This window comes from Ottowia cancrivicina (assembly GCF_029813755.1).
GTDB classification, from domain to species: Bacteria; Pseudomonadota; Gammaproteobacteria; order Burkholderiales; family Burkholderiaceae_C; genus Ottowia; species Ottowia massiliensis.
On the sequence record NZ_JARVII010000002.1, the window covers coordinates 57,482 to 71,990 of the forward strand.

The 14,509-nt window shown below is 56.4% G+C and carries 21 protein-coding genes, 1 tRNA gene and 1 pseudogene; 2 read left to right on the plus strand and 21 right to left on the minus strand.

The features are described from left to right. Positions 1 to 3 precede the first annotated feature (3 nt). The 3 genes from QB898_RS01505 to QB898_RS01515 are packed head-to-tail and all read right to left on the minus strand — an operon-like array spanning position 4 to position 2,851. On the minus strand, positions 4 to 1,764 hold the full coding sequence (locus tag QB898_RS01505) for an ATP-binding protein (RefSeq protein ID WP_279523522.1): 1,761 nt from the start codon (positions 1,762 to 1,764) through the stop codon (positions 4 to 6). Beyond that, the gene (locus QB898_RS01510; RefSeq protein ID WP_279523523.1) at positions 1,761 to 2,042 is read right to left on the minus strand and encodes a PP0621 family protein; all 282 of its coding nucleotides are present in this window, start codon (positions 2,040 to 2,042) and stop codon (positions 1,761 to 1,763) included. Before QB898_RS01510 ends, QB898_RS01505 begins: the two co-directional genes overlap by 4 nt. Then, positions 2,039 to 2,851: a cytochrome C assembly family protein gene (locus tag QB898_RS01515; RefSeq protein ID WP_279523524.1), complete on the minus strand. Its 813-nt coding sequence runs from the start codon at positions 2,849 to 2,851 to the stop codon at positions 2,039 to 2,041. The genes QB898_RS01510 and QB898_RS01515 overlap by 4 nt, the downstream gene beginning before the upstream one ends. 171 nt (positions 2,852 to 3,022) lie before the next feature. On the opposite strand from QB898_RS01515, the gene ffh reads away from it, so the two are divergent. Beyond that, positions 3,023 to 4,435 carry a signal recognition particle protein gene (gene ffh / locus QB898_RS01520; protein WP_279523525.1) on the plus strand — a complete coding sequence of 471 codons (1,413 nt, stop codon included), beginning with the start codon at positions 3,023 to 3,025 and terminating at the stop codon, positions 4,433 to 4,435. Between the two features lie 10 nt (positions 4,436 to 4,445). After that, a complete protein-coding gene (locus QB898_RS01525) occupies positions 4,446 to 4,853 on the plus strand; it encodes a hypothetical protein (RefSeq protein ID WP_279523526.1) in 408 nt (135 codons plus the stop codon). Positions 4,854 to 5,007: 154 nt separating this feature from the next. Here QB898_RS01525 and QB898_RS01530 read toward each other — a convergent pair. The 18 genes and pseudogenes from QB898_RS01530 to rplX form a co-directional block, all read right to left on the minus strand. Next, positions 5,008 to 5,779 (minus strand): annotated as a pseudogene (locus QB898_RS01530) (IS5 family transposase). A 213-nt stretch (positions 5,780 to 5,992) separates the two neighbouring features. Next, a tRNA-Met gene (locus tag QB898_RS01535) sits at positions 5,993 to 6,069 on the minus strand. Between the two features lie 22 nt (positions 6,070 to 6,091). Next, positions 6,092 to 6,493: a 50S ribosomal protein L17 gene (gene rplQ / locus QB898_RS01540; RefSeq protein ID WP_279523528.1), complete on the minus strand. Its 402-nt coding sequence runs from the start codon at positions 6,491 to 6,493 to the stop codon at positions 6,092 to 6,094. A gap of 127 nt (positions 6,494 to 6,620) precedes the next feature. Continuing rightward, positions 6,621 to 7,613, minus strand: coding sequence for a DNA-directed RNA polymerase subunit alpha (locus QB898_RS01545; protein WP_050715443.1), 993 nt, complete (start codon positions 7,611 to 7,613; stop codon positions 6,621 to 6,623). 108 nt (positions 7,614 to 7,721) lie between these two features. Continuing rightward, positions 7,722 to 8,345 (minus strand): 30S ribosomal protein S4, encoded by a 624-nt coding sequence (rpsD, locus tag QB898_RS01550; protein WP_279523529.1) that lies wholly within the window; start codon positions 8,343 to 8,345, stop codon positions 7,722 to 7,724. Positions 8,346 to 8,466: 121 nt separating this feature from the next. Continuing rightward, on the minus strand, positions 8,467 to 8,871 hold the full coding sequence (gene rpsK / locus QB898_RS01555) for a 30S ribosomal protein S11 (protein WP_050715441.1): 405 nt from the start codon (positions 8,869 to 8,871) through the stop codon (positions 8,467 to 8,469). A gap of 17 nt (positions 8,872 to 8,888) precedes the next feature. Then, positions 8,889 to 9,254: a 30S ribosomal protein S13 gene (gene rpsM / locus QB898_RS01560; RefSeq protein WP_102283362.1), complete on the minus strand. Its 366-nt coding sequence runs from the start codon at positions 9,252 to 9,254 to the stop codon at positions 8,889 to 8,891. Positions 9,255 to 9,298: 44 nt separating this feature from the next. After that, positions 9,299 to 9,412, minus strand: a complete 114-nt coding sequence (gene rpmJ, locus QB898_RS01565; RefSeq protein WP_082203185.1) for a 50S ribosomal protein L36 — start codon at positions 9,410 to 9,412, stop codon at positions 9,299 to 9,301. Between the two features lie 29 nt (positions 9,413 to 9,441). Continuing rightward, positions 9,442 to 10,755 carry a preprotein translocase subunit SecY gene (gene secY, locus QB898_RS01570; RefSeq protein ID WP_279523530.1) on the minus strand — a complete coding sequence of 438 codons (1,314 nt, stop codon included), beginning with the start codon at positions 10,753 to 10,755 and terminating at the stop codon, positions 9,442 to 9,444. A gap of 14 nt (positions 10,756 to 10,769) precedes the next feature. Continuing rightward, positions 10,770 to 11,201, minus strand: a complete 432-nt coding sequence (gene rplO, locus QB898_RS01575) for a 50S ribosomal protein L15 (RefSeq protein ID WP_050715438.1) — start codon at positions 11,199 to 11,201, stop codon at positions 10,770 to 10,772. Positions 11,202 to 11,226: 25 nt separating this feature from the next. After that, positions 11,227 to 11,412 carry a 50S ribosomal protein L30 gene (gene rpmD / locus QB898_RS01580; RefSeq protein ID WP_082203184.1) on the minus strand — a complete coding sequence of 62 codons (186 nt, stop codon included), beginning with the start codon at positions 11,410 to 11,412 and terminating at the stop codon, positions 11,227 to 11,229. 18 nt (positions 11,413 to 11,430) lie between these two features. Continuing rightward, the gene (gene rpsE, locus QB898_RS01585) at positions 11,431 to 11,949 is read right to left on the minus strand and encodes a 30S ribosomal protein S5 (protein ID WP_050715437.1); all 519 of its coding nucleotides are present in this window, start codon (positions 11,947 to 11,949) and stop codon (positions 11,431 to 11,433) included. A gap of 20 nt (positions 11,950 to 11,969) precedes the next feature. Continuing rightward, the gene (gene rplR / locus QB898_RS01590; protein WP_279523531.1) at positions 11,970 to 12,335 is read right to left on the minus strand and encodes a 50S ribosomal protein L18; all 366 of its coding nucleotides are present in this window, start codon (positions 12,333 to 12,335) and stop codon (positions 11,970 to 11,972) included. Positions 12,336 to 12,347: 12 nt separating this feature from the next. Further along, positions 12,348 to 12,881, minus strand: a complete 534-nt coding sequence (gene rplF, locus QB898_RS01595) for a 50S ribosomal protein L6 (protein WP_279523532.1) — start codon at positions 12,879 to 12,881, stop codon at positions 12,348 to 12,350. A gap of 24 nt (positions 12,882 to 12,905) precedes the next feature. Further along, a complete protein-coding gene (rpsH, locus tag QB898_RS01600; protein ID WP_050715434.1) occupies positions 12,906 to 13,301 on the minus strand; it encodes a 30S ribosomal protein S8 in 396 nt (131 codons plus the stop codon). A gap of 19 nt (positions 13,302 to 13,320) precedes the next feature. Next, a complete protein-coding gene (gene rpsN, locus QB898_RS01605) occupies positions 13,321 to 13,626 on the minus strand; it encodes a 30S ribosomal protein S14 (RefSeq protein WP_082203183.1) in 306 nt (101 codons plus the stop codon). 11 nt (positions 13,627 to 13,637) lie between these two features. Then, a complete protein-coding gene (gene rplE, locus QB898_RS01610; RefSeq protein ID WP_050715433.1) occupies positions 13,638 to 14,177 on the minus strand; it encodes a 50S ribosomal protein L5 in 540 nt (179 codons plus the stop codon). A gap of 1 nt (position 14,178) precedes the next feature. Continuing rightward, positions 14,179 to 14,499, minus strand: coding sequence for a 50S ribosomal protein L24 (gene rplX, locus QB898_RS01615; protein WP_279523533.1), 321 nt, complete (start codon positions 14,497 to 14,499; stop codon positions 14,179 to 14,181). Between the last annotated feature and the right edge of the window lie 10 nt (positions 14,500 to 14,509).

The window sequence follows — 14,509 nt, forward strand, 5'->3', positions numbered from 1 at the left end:
CGGTCAGGCGGGATCATTGAGCGCAAGCTGGGGCTGCACGGGCACGGCGGCGGGCGCGGCAACGCGCTCAAGGGTGACGAAGAATTCGTTGCCTTCCACAAGCTGCCCCTCATACAGACGCGAGGCGCGTTCGTAGGCGATGGCGCCGCCGTGGCGCTGGCACAGCTCGCGGCAGATGAAAAGCCCCAGGCCGCTGGAGCGGCTTTCGGAAGAAAAAAACGGCTCGAACAAGTGGCGTTGCACGCCCGGCTCCAGCGCAGGGGCTTTGCTCCAGACCGCCAGGCGGGCCTGCTTCGCAGAGACGAGTTCCGTCACGACCTGAATGGCCCCTTCGCCTGGCGCGGCATAACGCAAGGCGTTGTCCAGCAGATTGACCAGCACGCGGTGCAGATGGTCAGTGGTAAAGCGCACCTGTGCGTCTTCGCCTCTGAGCGTGATGCGCAGATTGCCTTTGATGCCGTGCTGGCGCACCCAGCCGGTGCAGATATCGGCCACCTCTTCGTCAAGCGCGATTTGCTGCAATGTGCCCGTGCTGCCTTCGTGCTGCACGCGGGCAGCGTCCAGCACGTCATTGACGATGCGGCCCAGCCGCTGGGCGTTTTGCGCCACCATGCCCGACAGGCGCCGCATGGCCGGATCGTCCAGCTGCTCCAGCAGCAGCGCGTTGGCCTGGCTGATGGCCGCCAGCGGGTTGCGGATTTCATGCGCCACGGCGGCCGACAAACGCCCCATCGCGGCCAGCTTTTCAGTGCGCACGCGCGCCTGCATTTCGCGCAAATCCTGCATGAAAAACACGCACAGGCCCTTGGCGCTGGGCATGGGCGCGGGCGTATGCTGCACGCGCGCCAGCGCATGGCGTGCAGTCTGCCCCTCGCGTTGCAGGGTGATTTCAGCCGTGCGCTCCTGCCCGTCGGCCAGCACCTGCCGGGCCAGCGCCACCAGATCGGCCCAGGCGGCATCGTCCGTCAGCGCGAAAGAAGCGGGCGTGACCACCTCGTCCGTGCCCAGCATGGCGCGCGCGGCCGGGTTGGCGGCGCGCACCGCAAGCTGCTCGTCCACGACCAGCAGGCCATCGTGCATGTATTCGATCACCAGGTCATTGACCAGCGTTTGCAGCAGAGCCTCGGCGTGCGCGCGCCGGCCCTGGCTTTCTTCCTGCTTGAGCCGCGCGGCCAGCTGGCTGGTCAGCAAAGCCAGCACGAACAGACCCGCGCCGCTGAGCGCCGCTTGCGAGAAGCTGTCCACCGACACGCGGCTTTCCGTCAGATAGGTCCAGCCCGCGTTGGACAGCAGCAGCAACGTCGCCACGGCCGCCGTGCCCAGCGCCAGCGCCCGGGTGGCCAGCATGGCCGTCATCAGCACCGGCACCACGAACAGCGGCGTGTAGCTGGCGGCTTCCTGCCACCAGTGCAGCAGGGCGAATACCAGCAGATCCACGCCCGCCACCCACAGCCAGCGCACGCCAGCGGTGCGGACGGGCGGCGGCGTCAGCCACAGGCGGGTGACCAGCGTGATGACCAGATAGGTGACGCAGACCCACACCGCCACCTGCGGCGCCGGGCGGCCCATGCCCCACGCCAAGCCCTGCAAGGCCAGCAGCGCCAGGGCGATGAGCGTGCGCGCCGTCAAAAAGGCATTCCACAGCCTCGTGAAGCTGCGGCGCGTCTCTGGCGGCTGGGGCCACTCGGCCGCACTGGCGGCGGTCAGGCGGTTCAGCAGCCGCGCTTCGGCAAAACGGGCCTGTTCTGCGGAGGAAGAATTCACTCTTTTCTCTCCCCAGTGCGGGATAACGCGTCCTGCGCAGCCTTTGCCTGATGCGCCGCGCAGCAATACGCGCCACGGGCATCTTGCAAGGCTTCGCTGGCAGGCGTCTGCGTGCCGCACACCAGACAGCGAAGCATGGGCTGCGGGGCGGGGCGGGGCGGGGCCTCGCGGCTGACTTGGCGCATCTGCCGCAGCTGCCTTGCCAGGCGGCCCACCTGCGCCAGCCGCCGCAGCCACCACAGCCCGGCCACCACGGCCAGCAGCACCAGCAGTTTCATGCCGTGCGCTCCAGCAGCACTTCCAGCACAAAGCGCGAGCCTACATACGCCAGCAGCAGCAGCGCCGCACCTGCGTAGAGCACGTGGACGGCGCGCCGCCCGCGCCAGCCCAGCCGCCAGCGGCCCAGCAGCAGCACGGCGAACGTGACCCACGACAGCAGCGTGAACACGCGCTTGTGATCCCAGCGCCAGCCCGTGTGCTGGCTGCCATACAGCGTTTCGCCAAAAATGCCGCCAGCCAGCAGCGTGGCCGACAGCACGATGAAGCCGGCCGTGATCAGCCGGAACATCAACCGCTCCAGCGTCAGCAGCGGCACGCCGCTGGCGTTTTGTGCGCGCTGGCGCAGCAGGCGCTCGGAGCGCAGCATCAGCCAGCCGTGCGCTGTGGCGGCAGCAAACAACCCGTAGGAAGCGATGCCCAGCGCCCAGTGCAGCGGCAGCAAGGGCGATTGCGTGGGCGGAAGTTTCTGCCCCGGGAAAAACAGCGCCAGCAGCACCGCCGCCGAGCCAAAACCGGCCAGCGCCCAGCGCGCACGCAACTGGGGCAGCACCTGGCTTTCCACCACATACACCGTCACCACCAACCAAGCCGTCACGGACAGCGCCTGCGCGAAGCCAAAGCGCGCGCCGCCATGTCCGCCCAAGAGCGCCCAGCCCAGCGCCGCCGCATGCAACGCCCAGGCCACCACCAGCGCCCAGCGCGCACGCCTCTCGCCCAGCGCACGCCAAGCCAGCGCCGGCACGGCGTAAGCCAGCGCCGCGCCCGCGCCCAAAAGCACGCCTTCAAGAGGGGGGCTGGCTAAAATCATGCGCACAAGTTTAGCGGCTGGCCCCTCTGCGCAAGGGGCTTTTTCATGGCTCTTTCACGCTTTCGCCACCGCTGCTGCCCTCTTGGCTCTTCTTTCGCGCCTGGCGCGCGATTTCCCGATTTCCCTTGTCCGCGCCGCATTCCAGCGCCCTTTTCCATCGCCCTTCCTGACATGGCCTCCGCCCTTACCGAAAAACTCTCGCGCTTGGTCAAGCACATCAGCGGCCAGGCCCGCATCACCGAAAGCAACGTGGCCGACATGCTGCGCGAAGTGCGCATGGCCCTGCTGGAAGCCGACGTGGCCCTGCCCGTGGTGCGCGACTTCATCGCCCGCGTGAAAGAAAAAGCGCTGGGCCAGGAAGTGCTGGGCAGCCTCAAGCCCGGCCAGACGCTGGTGGGCATCGTCAATCGCGAGCTGGCCGCCACCATGGGCGAAGGCGTGAGCGACATCAACCTGGCCGCGCAACCGCCCGCCGTCATCCTCATGGCCGGCCTGCAAGGCGCGGGCAAAACCACCACCACGGCCAAGCTGGCGCGCCACCTGATCCAGAAGCGCAAGAAAAAAGTGCTCACCGTCTCGGGCGACGTGTACCGCCCCGCCGCCATCGAGCAGCTCAAAACCGTGACGGCGCAGGCCGGCGCCGACTGGTTCCCTTCCTCGCCCGATCAGCAGCCGCTGGACATCGCCCGCGCCGCCCTGGACCACGCCCGCCGCCAGTACTACGACGTGCTGCTGGTGGACACCGCAGGCCGCCTGGCCATTGACGAAGCGCTGATGCAGGAAATCAAAACCCTGCACGCCGCCCTCAAACCCGTGGAAACTTTGTTCGTGGTCGATGCCATGCAGGGCCAGGACGCCGCCAACACCGCCAAAGCCTTCAGCCAGGCGCTGCCGCTCACCGGCATCGTGCTCACCAAGATGGACGGCGACTCGCGCGGCGGCGCGGCGCTGTCGGTGCGGCAAATCACCGGCGCGCCCATCAAATTCGCGGGCACATCCGAAAAAATCGACGGCCTGGAAGTGTTCGACGCCGAACGCCACGCGGGCCGCATCCTCGGCATGGGCGACATCGTCGCTCTGGTGGAGCAAGTGGCCGAAGGCGTGGATTTGGCCGCTGCCCGGAAGCTGGCCGAAAAAATGAAAAAAGGCAGCGGCTTCGACCTGGAAGACTTTCTCGGCCAGCTCCAGCAGATGAAGCAAATGGGCGGCCTGGGCAGCTTCATGGACAAACTGCCCACCCAGCTGGCCGCCAAAGCCAGCGAAGCCGACCTGGCCCGCGCCGAAAAAGACATCCGCCGCAAGGAAGGCATCATCAACAGCATGACCCCCGAAGAGCGCCGCAAGCCCGAGCTGCTCAAGGCCAGCCGCAAGCGCCGCGTCGCCCAGGGCGCGGGCGTGCATGTGCAGGAAGTCAACCGCCTGCTCAAAGAGTTCGAGCAGATGCAGGGCATGATGAAACAGCTCAAAGGCAGCGGCCTGATGAAGCTCATGCGCCGCATGGGCGGCATGAAAGGCCTGGGCGGCCTGCTCGGCGGCGGCCTGCCGCCCATGCCTCCCGGAATGGGCGGAAAAGGGCCGTTTTAAGAACCTGTTCATGATCTGGCTGCGGTCAATCCACATCAGAAACAGGAGCAGATTTGAAGGCCAGATATGCCATTCAGCCCAGTTTGCACTAGGACATGATGCTACGAATAAAAGAGCGAAATCATGGTGCTTGCTGGCGCATGCCGCCGTCAAAGCCCAGGACGTAACGGCCGGAATCGCGCACCAAGTGAAGTTTGCCCCGGCAAAGCCCCTGCACCTCAGCCAGCAGGACAGCCTGCTCTTCGGGGCTGTGGTGGCGGGGCCGCAAGGCGGCGCCAGGCGCGGCAGGCAGCGTGGCTCTGTCAATGAATTCAATGACATAGAGCACACGCCACTGACTGCATTGCTGCATGACCCGCAACCCATTGCCAAACGGACAGCGGCGCAATCAACCGCAGTGGCCGCTGGCGCGCGCTGAAGCTGGCGCCGCATGGCATCGCCACAGTCAATGAGATGCCAGCCGCGTTCTGCACCCGTTCAAAGTCTGGCCCTGAGGAAAAAATTAGAAAGAGGAGCGAATTCAAGGGGCCTGAAATGCCTCTTACGGCCATTCCACTAGGCCGAATCGACATTCACCCCACCCACAAGGGAATCGATGCGAGGTAGAGGAAAGCCAGGAAGTGGGAGGGCTTGCGATCGAAGCGAGTGACGATGCGGCGAAACGGTTTGAGCCTGGCAAAGCAACGTTCGATGCGATTGCGTAGTCGGTACAGTGCCTTGTCGTAGGCACGCGGTTGCTGGCAGCTGCAAGGCGGGATCACCGGCTGGGCGCCGAGCGAGTGGATCTGCGCCACCAGTTGCCGGCTGTCATGGCCTTTGTCGGCCAAGACGCACTTGGGCTTGAACCCGGCCAGCAGCGCTGGCGCTTGCGTGATGTCGTTACGCTGGCCGCCAGTGAGGATAAATCGCACCGGGCGGCCCTGGCCATCCACCGCCATGTGGATCTTCGTGCTCAGACCTCCTGGGCAACGCCCCAGAGCCGGGTGCGTTGCCCCCTTTTCCGGTCGCCGCCTGTGCGTGCGCCCGGACAATGCTGCTGTCGATCAGCAGATACTCGTTGCTTCGATCCTGAATCAGGGACTGGAACACCCGCTCCCGGATGCCCTTGGCCGCCCAGCGGGTAAAGCGCTTGTGCACGCTCTTGCAGGCTCCGTAGCGCGTCGGCAGATCACTCCAGCGCGCCCCGGAGCGCAACACCCACAGCACGCCATTGACGAAGCTGCGGTTGTCCGCTGCCGTACGCCCAGGGTCACTGGCCTTGCCTGGGAGCAGATCTTCGATTCGCTCCCATTGGGTTTGGGTCAATTCGTAGCAGCTGGGCCGCGGATGCTTGGTCTCGGACATCCGCCGGAGATACCGGATGAATGTCGATTCGGCCTAGTAGCTGTTCTTCTCAATTCACGCAACTCGGTGGCCCCTTCGATGGAGTCATCGAATGCAACGACTCCGCTGTTAGTGAAGTCAGAAGAGCAAACGCAATTGGAGTTACTATCGACATTCGTTCTTCTTCATCCAGCAAACAAAAAGGCCTACCAATAGCTGGCAGGCCTTAAATATTGGTTGCGCGGGAAGGATTTGAACCTCCGACCTTTGGGTTATGAGCCCAACGAGCTACCAGGCTGCTCCACCGCGCGATAAAAGAAATTATATTGTACCTTATTCTTTAGCTTCCTGCAAGTCACTGCTCTCAACAACGACATCAGGTCTGTCTACCAGCTCAACAAAAGCCATCGGAGCGTTATCCCCTACGCGAAACCCCATCTTCAAAATGCGCGTATATCCTCCAGGACGGGCTTGATAGCGAGGCCCCAGTACGGCAAACAGCTTGACAACACTATCGCGATCGCGCAGACGATTAAATGCCAAGCGTTTATTAGCCAAAGAATCCTTCTTCGCAAGCGTGATCATGGGTTCAATGACCTTGCGCAGCTCTTTGGCCTTAGGCAAGGTCGTCTTGATTGCCTCATGCTCAATCAGCGAATTCATCATATTGCGCAGCATCGCTTGACGATGGGCGCTGGTGCGGTTGAGTTTGCGTAAACCATGACGGTGACGCATAGTGCTTCCTTTCTTTGCTTATAAAAGACCGCCGTATCAGGTACGGCCTTCGGCACATGGCGCCATTCATGGCGCACAAACGAACGACATCCAGCGGACATCATTCCAAAACTTCTCACTCATTCAATTAGCGCTTATCCAAACCCAAAGGCGGCCAATTTTCCAGCTTCATGCCAAGCGTCAGTCCACGAGAAGCCAGGACCTCTTTGATCTCATTAAGTGATTTACGCCCAAGATTCGGCGTTTTCAGCAACTCGTTTTCCGTTCTCTGAATCAAATCACCTATATAATAAATGTTTTCAGCCTTCAGACAGTTGGCCGAACGCACCGTTAATTCCAATTCATCGACAGGGCGTAACAAGATTGGGTCGAAACGATCCGCCGCCCCCTTCTGTGTTGACTGGTCGAAGGCCGCCAGCTCGTGCCCTTCCAGTTGGGCAAATACTGCCAACTGCTCAACCAAAATCTTGGCTGCTGCACGAACAGCATCCTCAGCACTGATCGTGCCATTCGTTTCAATATCCAAAACCAATTTATCAAGATCAGTGCGCTGCTCTACACGCGCGCTTTCTACGGCATAACTAACACGGCGAATCGGCGAAAAAGACGCATCAAGCACTATTTTCCCAATTGGCTTAGATCCCTCATCAGCGTAACGCCGGACATTGCCAGGAACGTAACCTCTGCCCTTCTCCACCCGAATCTGCATATCTAGCTTGCCGCCCTGCGAAAGCGTAGCAATAACATGCCCAGGGTTCACGACTTCTACATCATGAGGCACCTGGATGTCCGCTCCAGTTACCACCCCCTCTCCATCCTTACGCAGAGTTAGCGTCACCTCATCGCGGTTATGCAGTTTAAAGACGACTCCCTTGAGATTCAGCAGAATATTAACGACATCTTCCTGTACGCCGTCCAGAGTTGAATATTCATGAACAACGCCCGCAATCGTTACCTCAGTAGGAGCATATCCTACCATGGATGACAACAACACACGCCGCAAGGCGTTACCCAAGGTGTGACCATATCCCCGCTCAAAAGGCTCTAATATCACCTCGGCTCGATTGTCATCCAAAGATTCGACCGTAATACTTTTGGGTTTCAGCAAATTTGTTTGCATATTCCGAACTTCCTCTCAATACCTGCGGTTCGTTGCACCAGCAAGGTTGGTGAAGCACCAAACCCGCCAAGGTGGCGGGCGTGGAACACTAAGGGACGAGACCCAAAACTAGCGTGAATACAATTCAACAATCAACGATTCATTAATATCAGCACCAAATTCATCGCGATCTGGCACCTTCTTGAAAACGCCTTCCGCTTTGTCGACGCTGACCTCAACCCAAGATGGCATACCCACTTGAGCAGCCAATTGCAAGGCCTCTTGGACACGTGTCTGTTTTCTGGATTGCTCGCGGACAGCGATGATATCGCCCGCTTTCACCAAATATGAGGGAATGTTCACAGACTGGCCATTCACGAGAATGGCCTTGTGCGAAACCAACTGGCGCGCTTCGGCACGAGTCGATCCAAAACCCATACGATAAACCACGTTATCCAGACGAGATTCGAGTAGAAATAGGAGATTCGCGCCTGTATTTCCGCGACGGCGATCAGCCTCCGAAAAATAACGGCGAAACTGCTTTTCCAAAACACCGTACATGCGCTTAACCTTCTGTTTTTCGCGCAACTGCAAGCCATAATCTGAGGTGCGTGAGCCAGAAGTCCGACCATGCTGACCGGGTTTCGTATCGAATTTCGCCTTGTCACTAATCGAGCGACGGGCGCTCTTCAAGAAAAGGTCTGTGCCTTCGCGACGAGAAAGCTTAGCCTTGGGTCCGATATAACGTGCCACCTTAAATTCCTTTTTTCCTTCTTCCTCACTTATTAGGTGAGGGAGCCTTCACGCTGAACAATGCGACGGCAGTGGTCTTGATTGCAAACACCAGAACAAACCGATCCTGGCAACGATAATATTAAATGCGTCGCCGCTTCTGAGGACGGCACCCATTATGAGGGACAGGCGTCACATCGGAAATCGATGTAATACGGATTCCAAGAGCTGCCAGCGCACGAACAGAAGACTCCCGACCCGGACCTGGCCCTTTGATTTCAACATCAAGATTTTTGATGCCCTGATCTTGCGCTGCACGGCCTGCCACCTCTGAAGCAACCTGCGCAGCAAAGGGGGTAGATTTGCGTGACCCTTTAAATCCTTGCCCACCAGAGGAAGCCCAAGACAAGGCATTCCCCTGCCTATCAGTGATCGTAATAATGGTATTGTTAAATGAAGCATGCACATGAGCGACCCCGTCCGCAATATTTTTGCGGACCTTCTTGCGTACGCGCTGTGCAGCATTCCCTGCAGGAGACTTTGCCATAACTGTTCTCTCTTAAATTATTTTTTCAAAGACTGAGCCGCCTTACGAGGCCCCTTGCGGGTTCGTGCATTTGTGCGCGTGCGTTGCCCACGCAAAGGCAGTCCCCGGCGATGACGAAAACCTCGATAACACCCGATGTCCATAAGGCGTTTAATATTCATCGTAGTTTCGCGGCGAAGGTCGCCTTCAATTACGAATCGGGAAACCTGGTCACGAATCTTTTCCAGATCGGCATCACTCAGATCCTTAACCTTCTTAGAATACGAAATGCTGCAAGCGTCGCAAATCTTGCGCGCTCGCGCACGACCAATGCCATAAATAGCCGTCAACCCGATCTCTGCGTGTTGATGCGGTGGGATATTGATACCAGCAATACGAGCCATAGTTTCTAGCCTCTAAACAATTTATCGCAGGAAAGTGACGCCACTCAACCCTGACGCTGCTTATGCCGCGGATCTGAGCAAATCACGCGCACGACATTTTTGCGCCTGATAATTTTGCAGTTGCGACAAATCTTCTTTACTGATGCGGAAACTCTCATCCAATTCTCCTAAACCAAAATATTCACTTCTACAGAGACGCCTTGAAGCTCGCTTTTTTCAACAGAGACTCATATTGCTGACTCATCATGTACGTCTGAACCTGCGCCATAAAATCCATTGTCACGACAACCAAAATCAACAACGAGGTTCCGCCAAAATAAAACGGCACATTGTATTTCAGTATCAAAAACTCTGGCAACAAGCAAACCAAGGTCACATAGATAGCACCAACAAAAGTCAAACGTGCCAGAATTCTGTCGATAGCCTTAGCAGTATTCTCTCCAGGCCGGACGCCAGGAATAAAAGCACCACTCTTCTTCAGATTATCCGCCGTCTCCCTACTATTAAAAACCAGCGCCGTATAGAAAAAACAAAAACCAATAATAGCTGTCGCATACAGCATAATATAAATTGGCTGCCCAGGAGAAAGCGCCGCGGCAATATCACTAAGCCAATGGGTAGACTCTCCTGCACCAAACCACCCAACGACTGTTGCCGGCAATAAAATAATAGAAGAAGCAAAAATCGGCGGAATAACGCCTGCCATATTTAATTTTAACGGCAAATGAGACGACTGCCCCCCGTAAACTTTGTTGCCAACCTGCCTGCGGGCATAGTTTACCAAGATTTTTCGCTGTCCACGCTCAACGAACACGACAAAATAAGTTACCAGCACAACCAGTGCGCAGATAAACAGCGCCACTATCTCGCTCATCGCTCCTGAACGAACCAGCTCAAGCATGCCACCAATAGCTCCTGGCAACCCAGCAGCGATACCCGCAAAAATTAGTATTGAAATACCATTCCCCAAGCCTCGCTCGGTAATCTGCTCACCAAGCCACATCAAAAACATAGTTCCAGCAGTCAGACTAACCACCGTTGTCAATTGAAAAAGCAATCCCGGATTCAGTACCAATCCTTGCGACGATTGCAACGCAACTGCAATTCCCCAAGACTGGAAGATTCCCAGCGCCAAGGTTCCATATCGTGTGTATTGGGTGATCTTGCGCCGACCAGCCTCACCCTCTTTTTTGAGCTGCTCGAAAGATGGAACAACGTAGGAAACAAGCTGCATGATGATCGATGCCGAAATATAAGGCATGATCCCTAATGCAAAAACCGTAAAACGAGAAAGCGCCCCACCAGAAAACATATTGAACAAATTCAATATGCCCCCTCCTTGGCTTGAAAAAAACTGCCGTAATTGGTCTGGATTGATGCCCGGAACTGGTATATGCGCGCCAACTCGATATACCACGAGCGCCAGCAGCAGAAAAACAAGGCGACGGCGTAGGTCACCATATTTTCCCGTTTTCGCGATCCGCACTGCGTCTATTGCCACGATGTCCGCTCTAATCAGACAATGGAACCACCAGCCGCTTCAATTGCCAGCCTCGCCCCTGCCGTCGCAGCCACACCCGTCAATTTAACAGCCTTCGTCAGATTTCCGGACTTGATCACCTTGACAGTCTTGGCATGAGCAGGTACTAAACCCCTTTCTTTCAGCAGCAATAAATCAATCACTTCAACTTGCAAACAAGCCAAATCCGAGAGCGTAATTTCCGCGTTAAATCTCAAGGAAACAGACTTGAACCCTCGCTTCGGCAATCGACGCTGCAAAGGCATCTGACCACCCTCAAAGCCGACCTTATGGTAACCGCCAGAACGCGACTTTTGGCCCTTGTGACCTCGGCCAGCAGTTTTCCCCAGACCAGAGCCAATGCCACGCCCAACGCGGCGACGCGCGTGTTTAGCTCCCGCAGCGGGCTTAATTCCATTAAGTTCCATTTGCAATCCTTTAATTAACAACCGATTAAAGCAATTTAACCAGGTAGTCAACCTTATTGATCATGCCTCGAATTGCCGGAGTATCTTCCAGCTCACGCACGCTATTTAACCTACGCAAACCCAAACCACGGACGGTCGCACGATGAGACTCTTTGCATCCAATCGGGCTGCGGACAAGCTGAACTTTTAACGTCTTGTTTTCCTTAACCATCTCTCACATCCCTGCGAATTACGCAAACAAATCATCGACACTTTTGCCTCTCTTGGCAGCAACTTCCGCAGGAGTCGTACAGTTGGCAAGCGCGTCAAATGTGGCCCGTACCATATTATATGGATTAGAAGAACCGTGACTTTTCGCCACGATATCAGTAATTCCCATCACCTCAAATACAGCGCGCATAGGGCCGCCAGCAATGATGCCCGTACCCTTCGGAGCAGGCGCCATCATGACAACAGCGGCACCATGCGTCCCCGTTACATTATGGTGAATGGTGCCATCCCTTAAAGAAACTTTCGTCATGTTGCGACGGGCCTCATCCATGGCCTTTTGCACCGCGGCAGGCACCTCTTTGGATTTCCCCTTACCCATGCCAACTCGCCCGTCGCCATCGCCAACAACAGTCAAAGCAGCGAAGCCGAGAATACGGCCCCCTTTAACAACTTTAGTAACGCGGTTGACTGAAATCATCTTTTCGCGCAAGCCATCCTCAGGGCCATCGCTTTGCATTTTCGCCTGAAATTTAGCCATTTTGATTCGCCTCGCAAAAATTAAAACTGCAATCCAGCCTCACGCGCAGCATCGGCCAGCGCCTTGACACGTCCATGATAAGAAAAGCCAGACCGATCGAAAGCGACCTTTTCTACGCCAACAGCCTTGGCACGCTCGGCGATACGCTTACCAACGATCTCTGCAGCCGCCACATTGCCACCCTTTCCAGATCCACCCAATTGCTTGCGAACTTCTGGCTCTATCGTTGAAGCGCTCGCCAATATACGGGCGCCATCGTCAGAAATCAAACTGGCGTAAATATGCAAATTGGTTCTATTGACCGCAAGACGCGCGATCCCTTGTTCTGCAATACGGATACGGGTCTGCCGGGCGCGACGCAGACGTTGCTCTTTTTTATTCAACATGATGAGAAGCCTTTATTTCTTCTTGGTCTCTTTAATGATGACCTTTTCGTCAGCATAACGCACACCCTTGCCTTTGTAAGGCTCCGGAGGCCGTATTGCACGAATCTCAGAAGCGATTTGGCCGACTCGTTGGCGATCAGCTCCTTTAATCACGATTTCCGTCGGCGAAGGAGTAGCTACAGAAATACCTGCAGGCATCTCAATAATTACAGGATGCGAAAACCCAAGCGCAAGATTCAGCTTATTGCCTTGCGCCTGAGCGCGGTAGCCCACGCCCACCAAGGCCAACTTCTTTTCAAACCCTTTGCTTACGCCAACGACCATGTTGTTGACAAGCTGTCGCATGGTTCCACTCATGGCATTTGCTTCCCGCGTTTCATCAGCAGGTTCAAAAGACAAAACACCATTTTGAGACGAGATTTTCACTAAAGCGTTCTGAGCCAATTTCAGCTCTACTCCGCCGCCTTTGACCGTAATTTGATCATCCTTCAAGTTGACATCGACGCCAGAAGGTATCGCCACGGGCATTTTTGCTACACGGGACATTTCATCTCTCCTTTGTTCCGCGCATTAGGCCACGTAGCACAACACTTCGCCACCAACACCGGCAGCGCGCGCCTTGCGATCCGTCATAACGCCTTTTGGAGTCGTCACGATTGCCACCCCCAGACCATTCATCACCTGAGGCAACTTCTCGCACCCTTTATAAACGCGCAGGCCAGGGCGGCTTACACGCTCAATACGCTCGATAACAGGCCGACCTGCGTAGTATTTCAGAGTGATCTCCAACTCTGACTTCTTGCCATCAGCCTTCACCTGAAAACCATCAATATATCCTTCATCTTTCAGCACCTGGGCAATTGCCACCTTGACTTTGGAAGAAGGAACTACAACTGTAGATTTTGCGACCATTTGCGCATTGCGAATGCGCGTGAGCAGGTCGGCAATGGGATCACTCATGCTCATTATGTATCTCCTGCCCGGATTACCAACTTGCCTTGGTTACGCCAGGGATATCGCCAGAAAAGGCCATTTCGCGAATCTTGGCTCGACCCAGTCCAAATTGACGAAATGTGCCACGCGGACGCCCTGTAATTTCGCAGCGATTGCGCTGGCGCGTTGGATTGGCATTTCGCGGCAGTTTCTGCAATGCCAGACGGGCTTGTGCACGTTCTTCCTCGGAACGTTTGACATCACCAGCGACAGCCTTTAGTTCGGCATATTTAGCCGCATATTTGGCGGCCAGGTTTTTGCGCTTGAGTTCACGCTCGATCAAAGCGGTTTTTGCCACAACGTTACCCTTTAGTTCTTGAACGGAAAACGGAAAGCTGAAAGCAGCGCCTTGCACTCTTCATCAGACTTGGCCGTCGTCGTAATGCTGATGTTCAACCCTCGCAAAGCATCCACCTTGTCGTATTCGATTTCGGGGAAAATAATTTGCTCTTTGACGCCCACGTTGTAATTTCCGCGCCCGTCAAAAGAACGTCCCGAAATACCCCGAAAATCTCGCACGCGAGGCAATGCAACGGTTACAAAGCGATCAAGAAACTCATACATGCGAACGCCACGCAGCGTCACCATGCAGCCAATCGCCTGCCCCTCGCGGATCTTGAAGCCAGCAATGGCCTTGCGGGCCTTGGTCACAACAGGCTTCTGACCGGCAATGCGCGCCAGATCCGACACCGCGTGATCCATCACCTTCTTATCAGCCACAGCTTCGCTCACACCCATATTCAGGGTGATTTTGCTCAGACGAGGAACTTCCATAACGGATTTGTAGCCGAACTTTTGCATCAGTTCGGGCACCACTTTTTCGCGATAGTGTTGTTGCAGTCGTGCCATTTCACGCCACCCTGATTTCTTCACCGCTGGACTTGAACACACGGACACGCTTACCATCCGCAAGCGCCTTGACACCCACGCGATCAGCCTTGCCTGTTGCGCTATTGAAAATGGCGATATTGGATTGATGAATCGGCATCGTCTTTTCAGTGATGCCGCCAGGCACACCCATCATGGGATTGGGTTTGACGTGCTTTTTCACAATATTCACGCCTTCGACAATCACGCGTTCTTCACTGACGCGCGAAAGCACTTTTCCGCGCTTGCCCTTGTCGCGCCCGGCAATCACGATGACTTCATCGCCTTTGCGAATCTTCTTCATGGCAACAGCC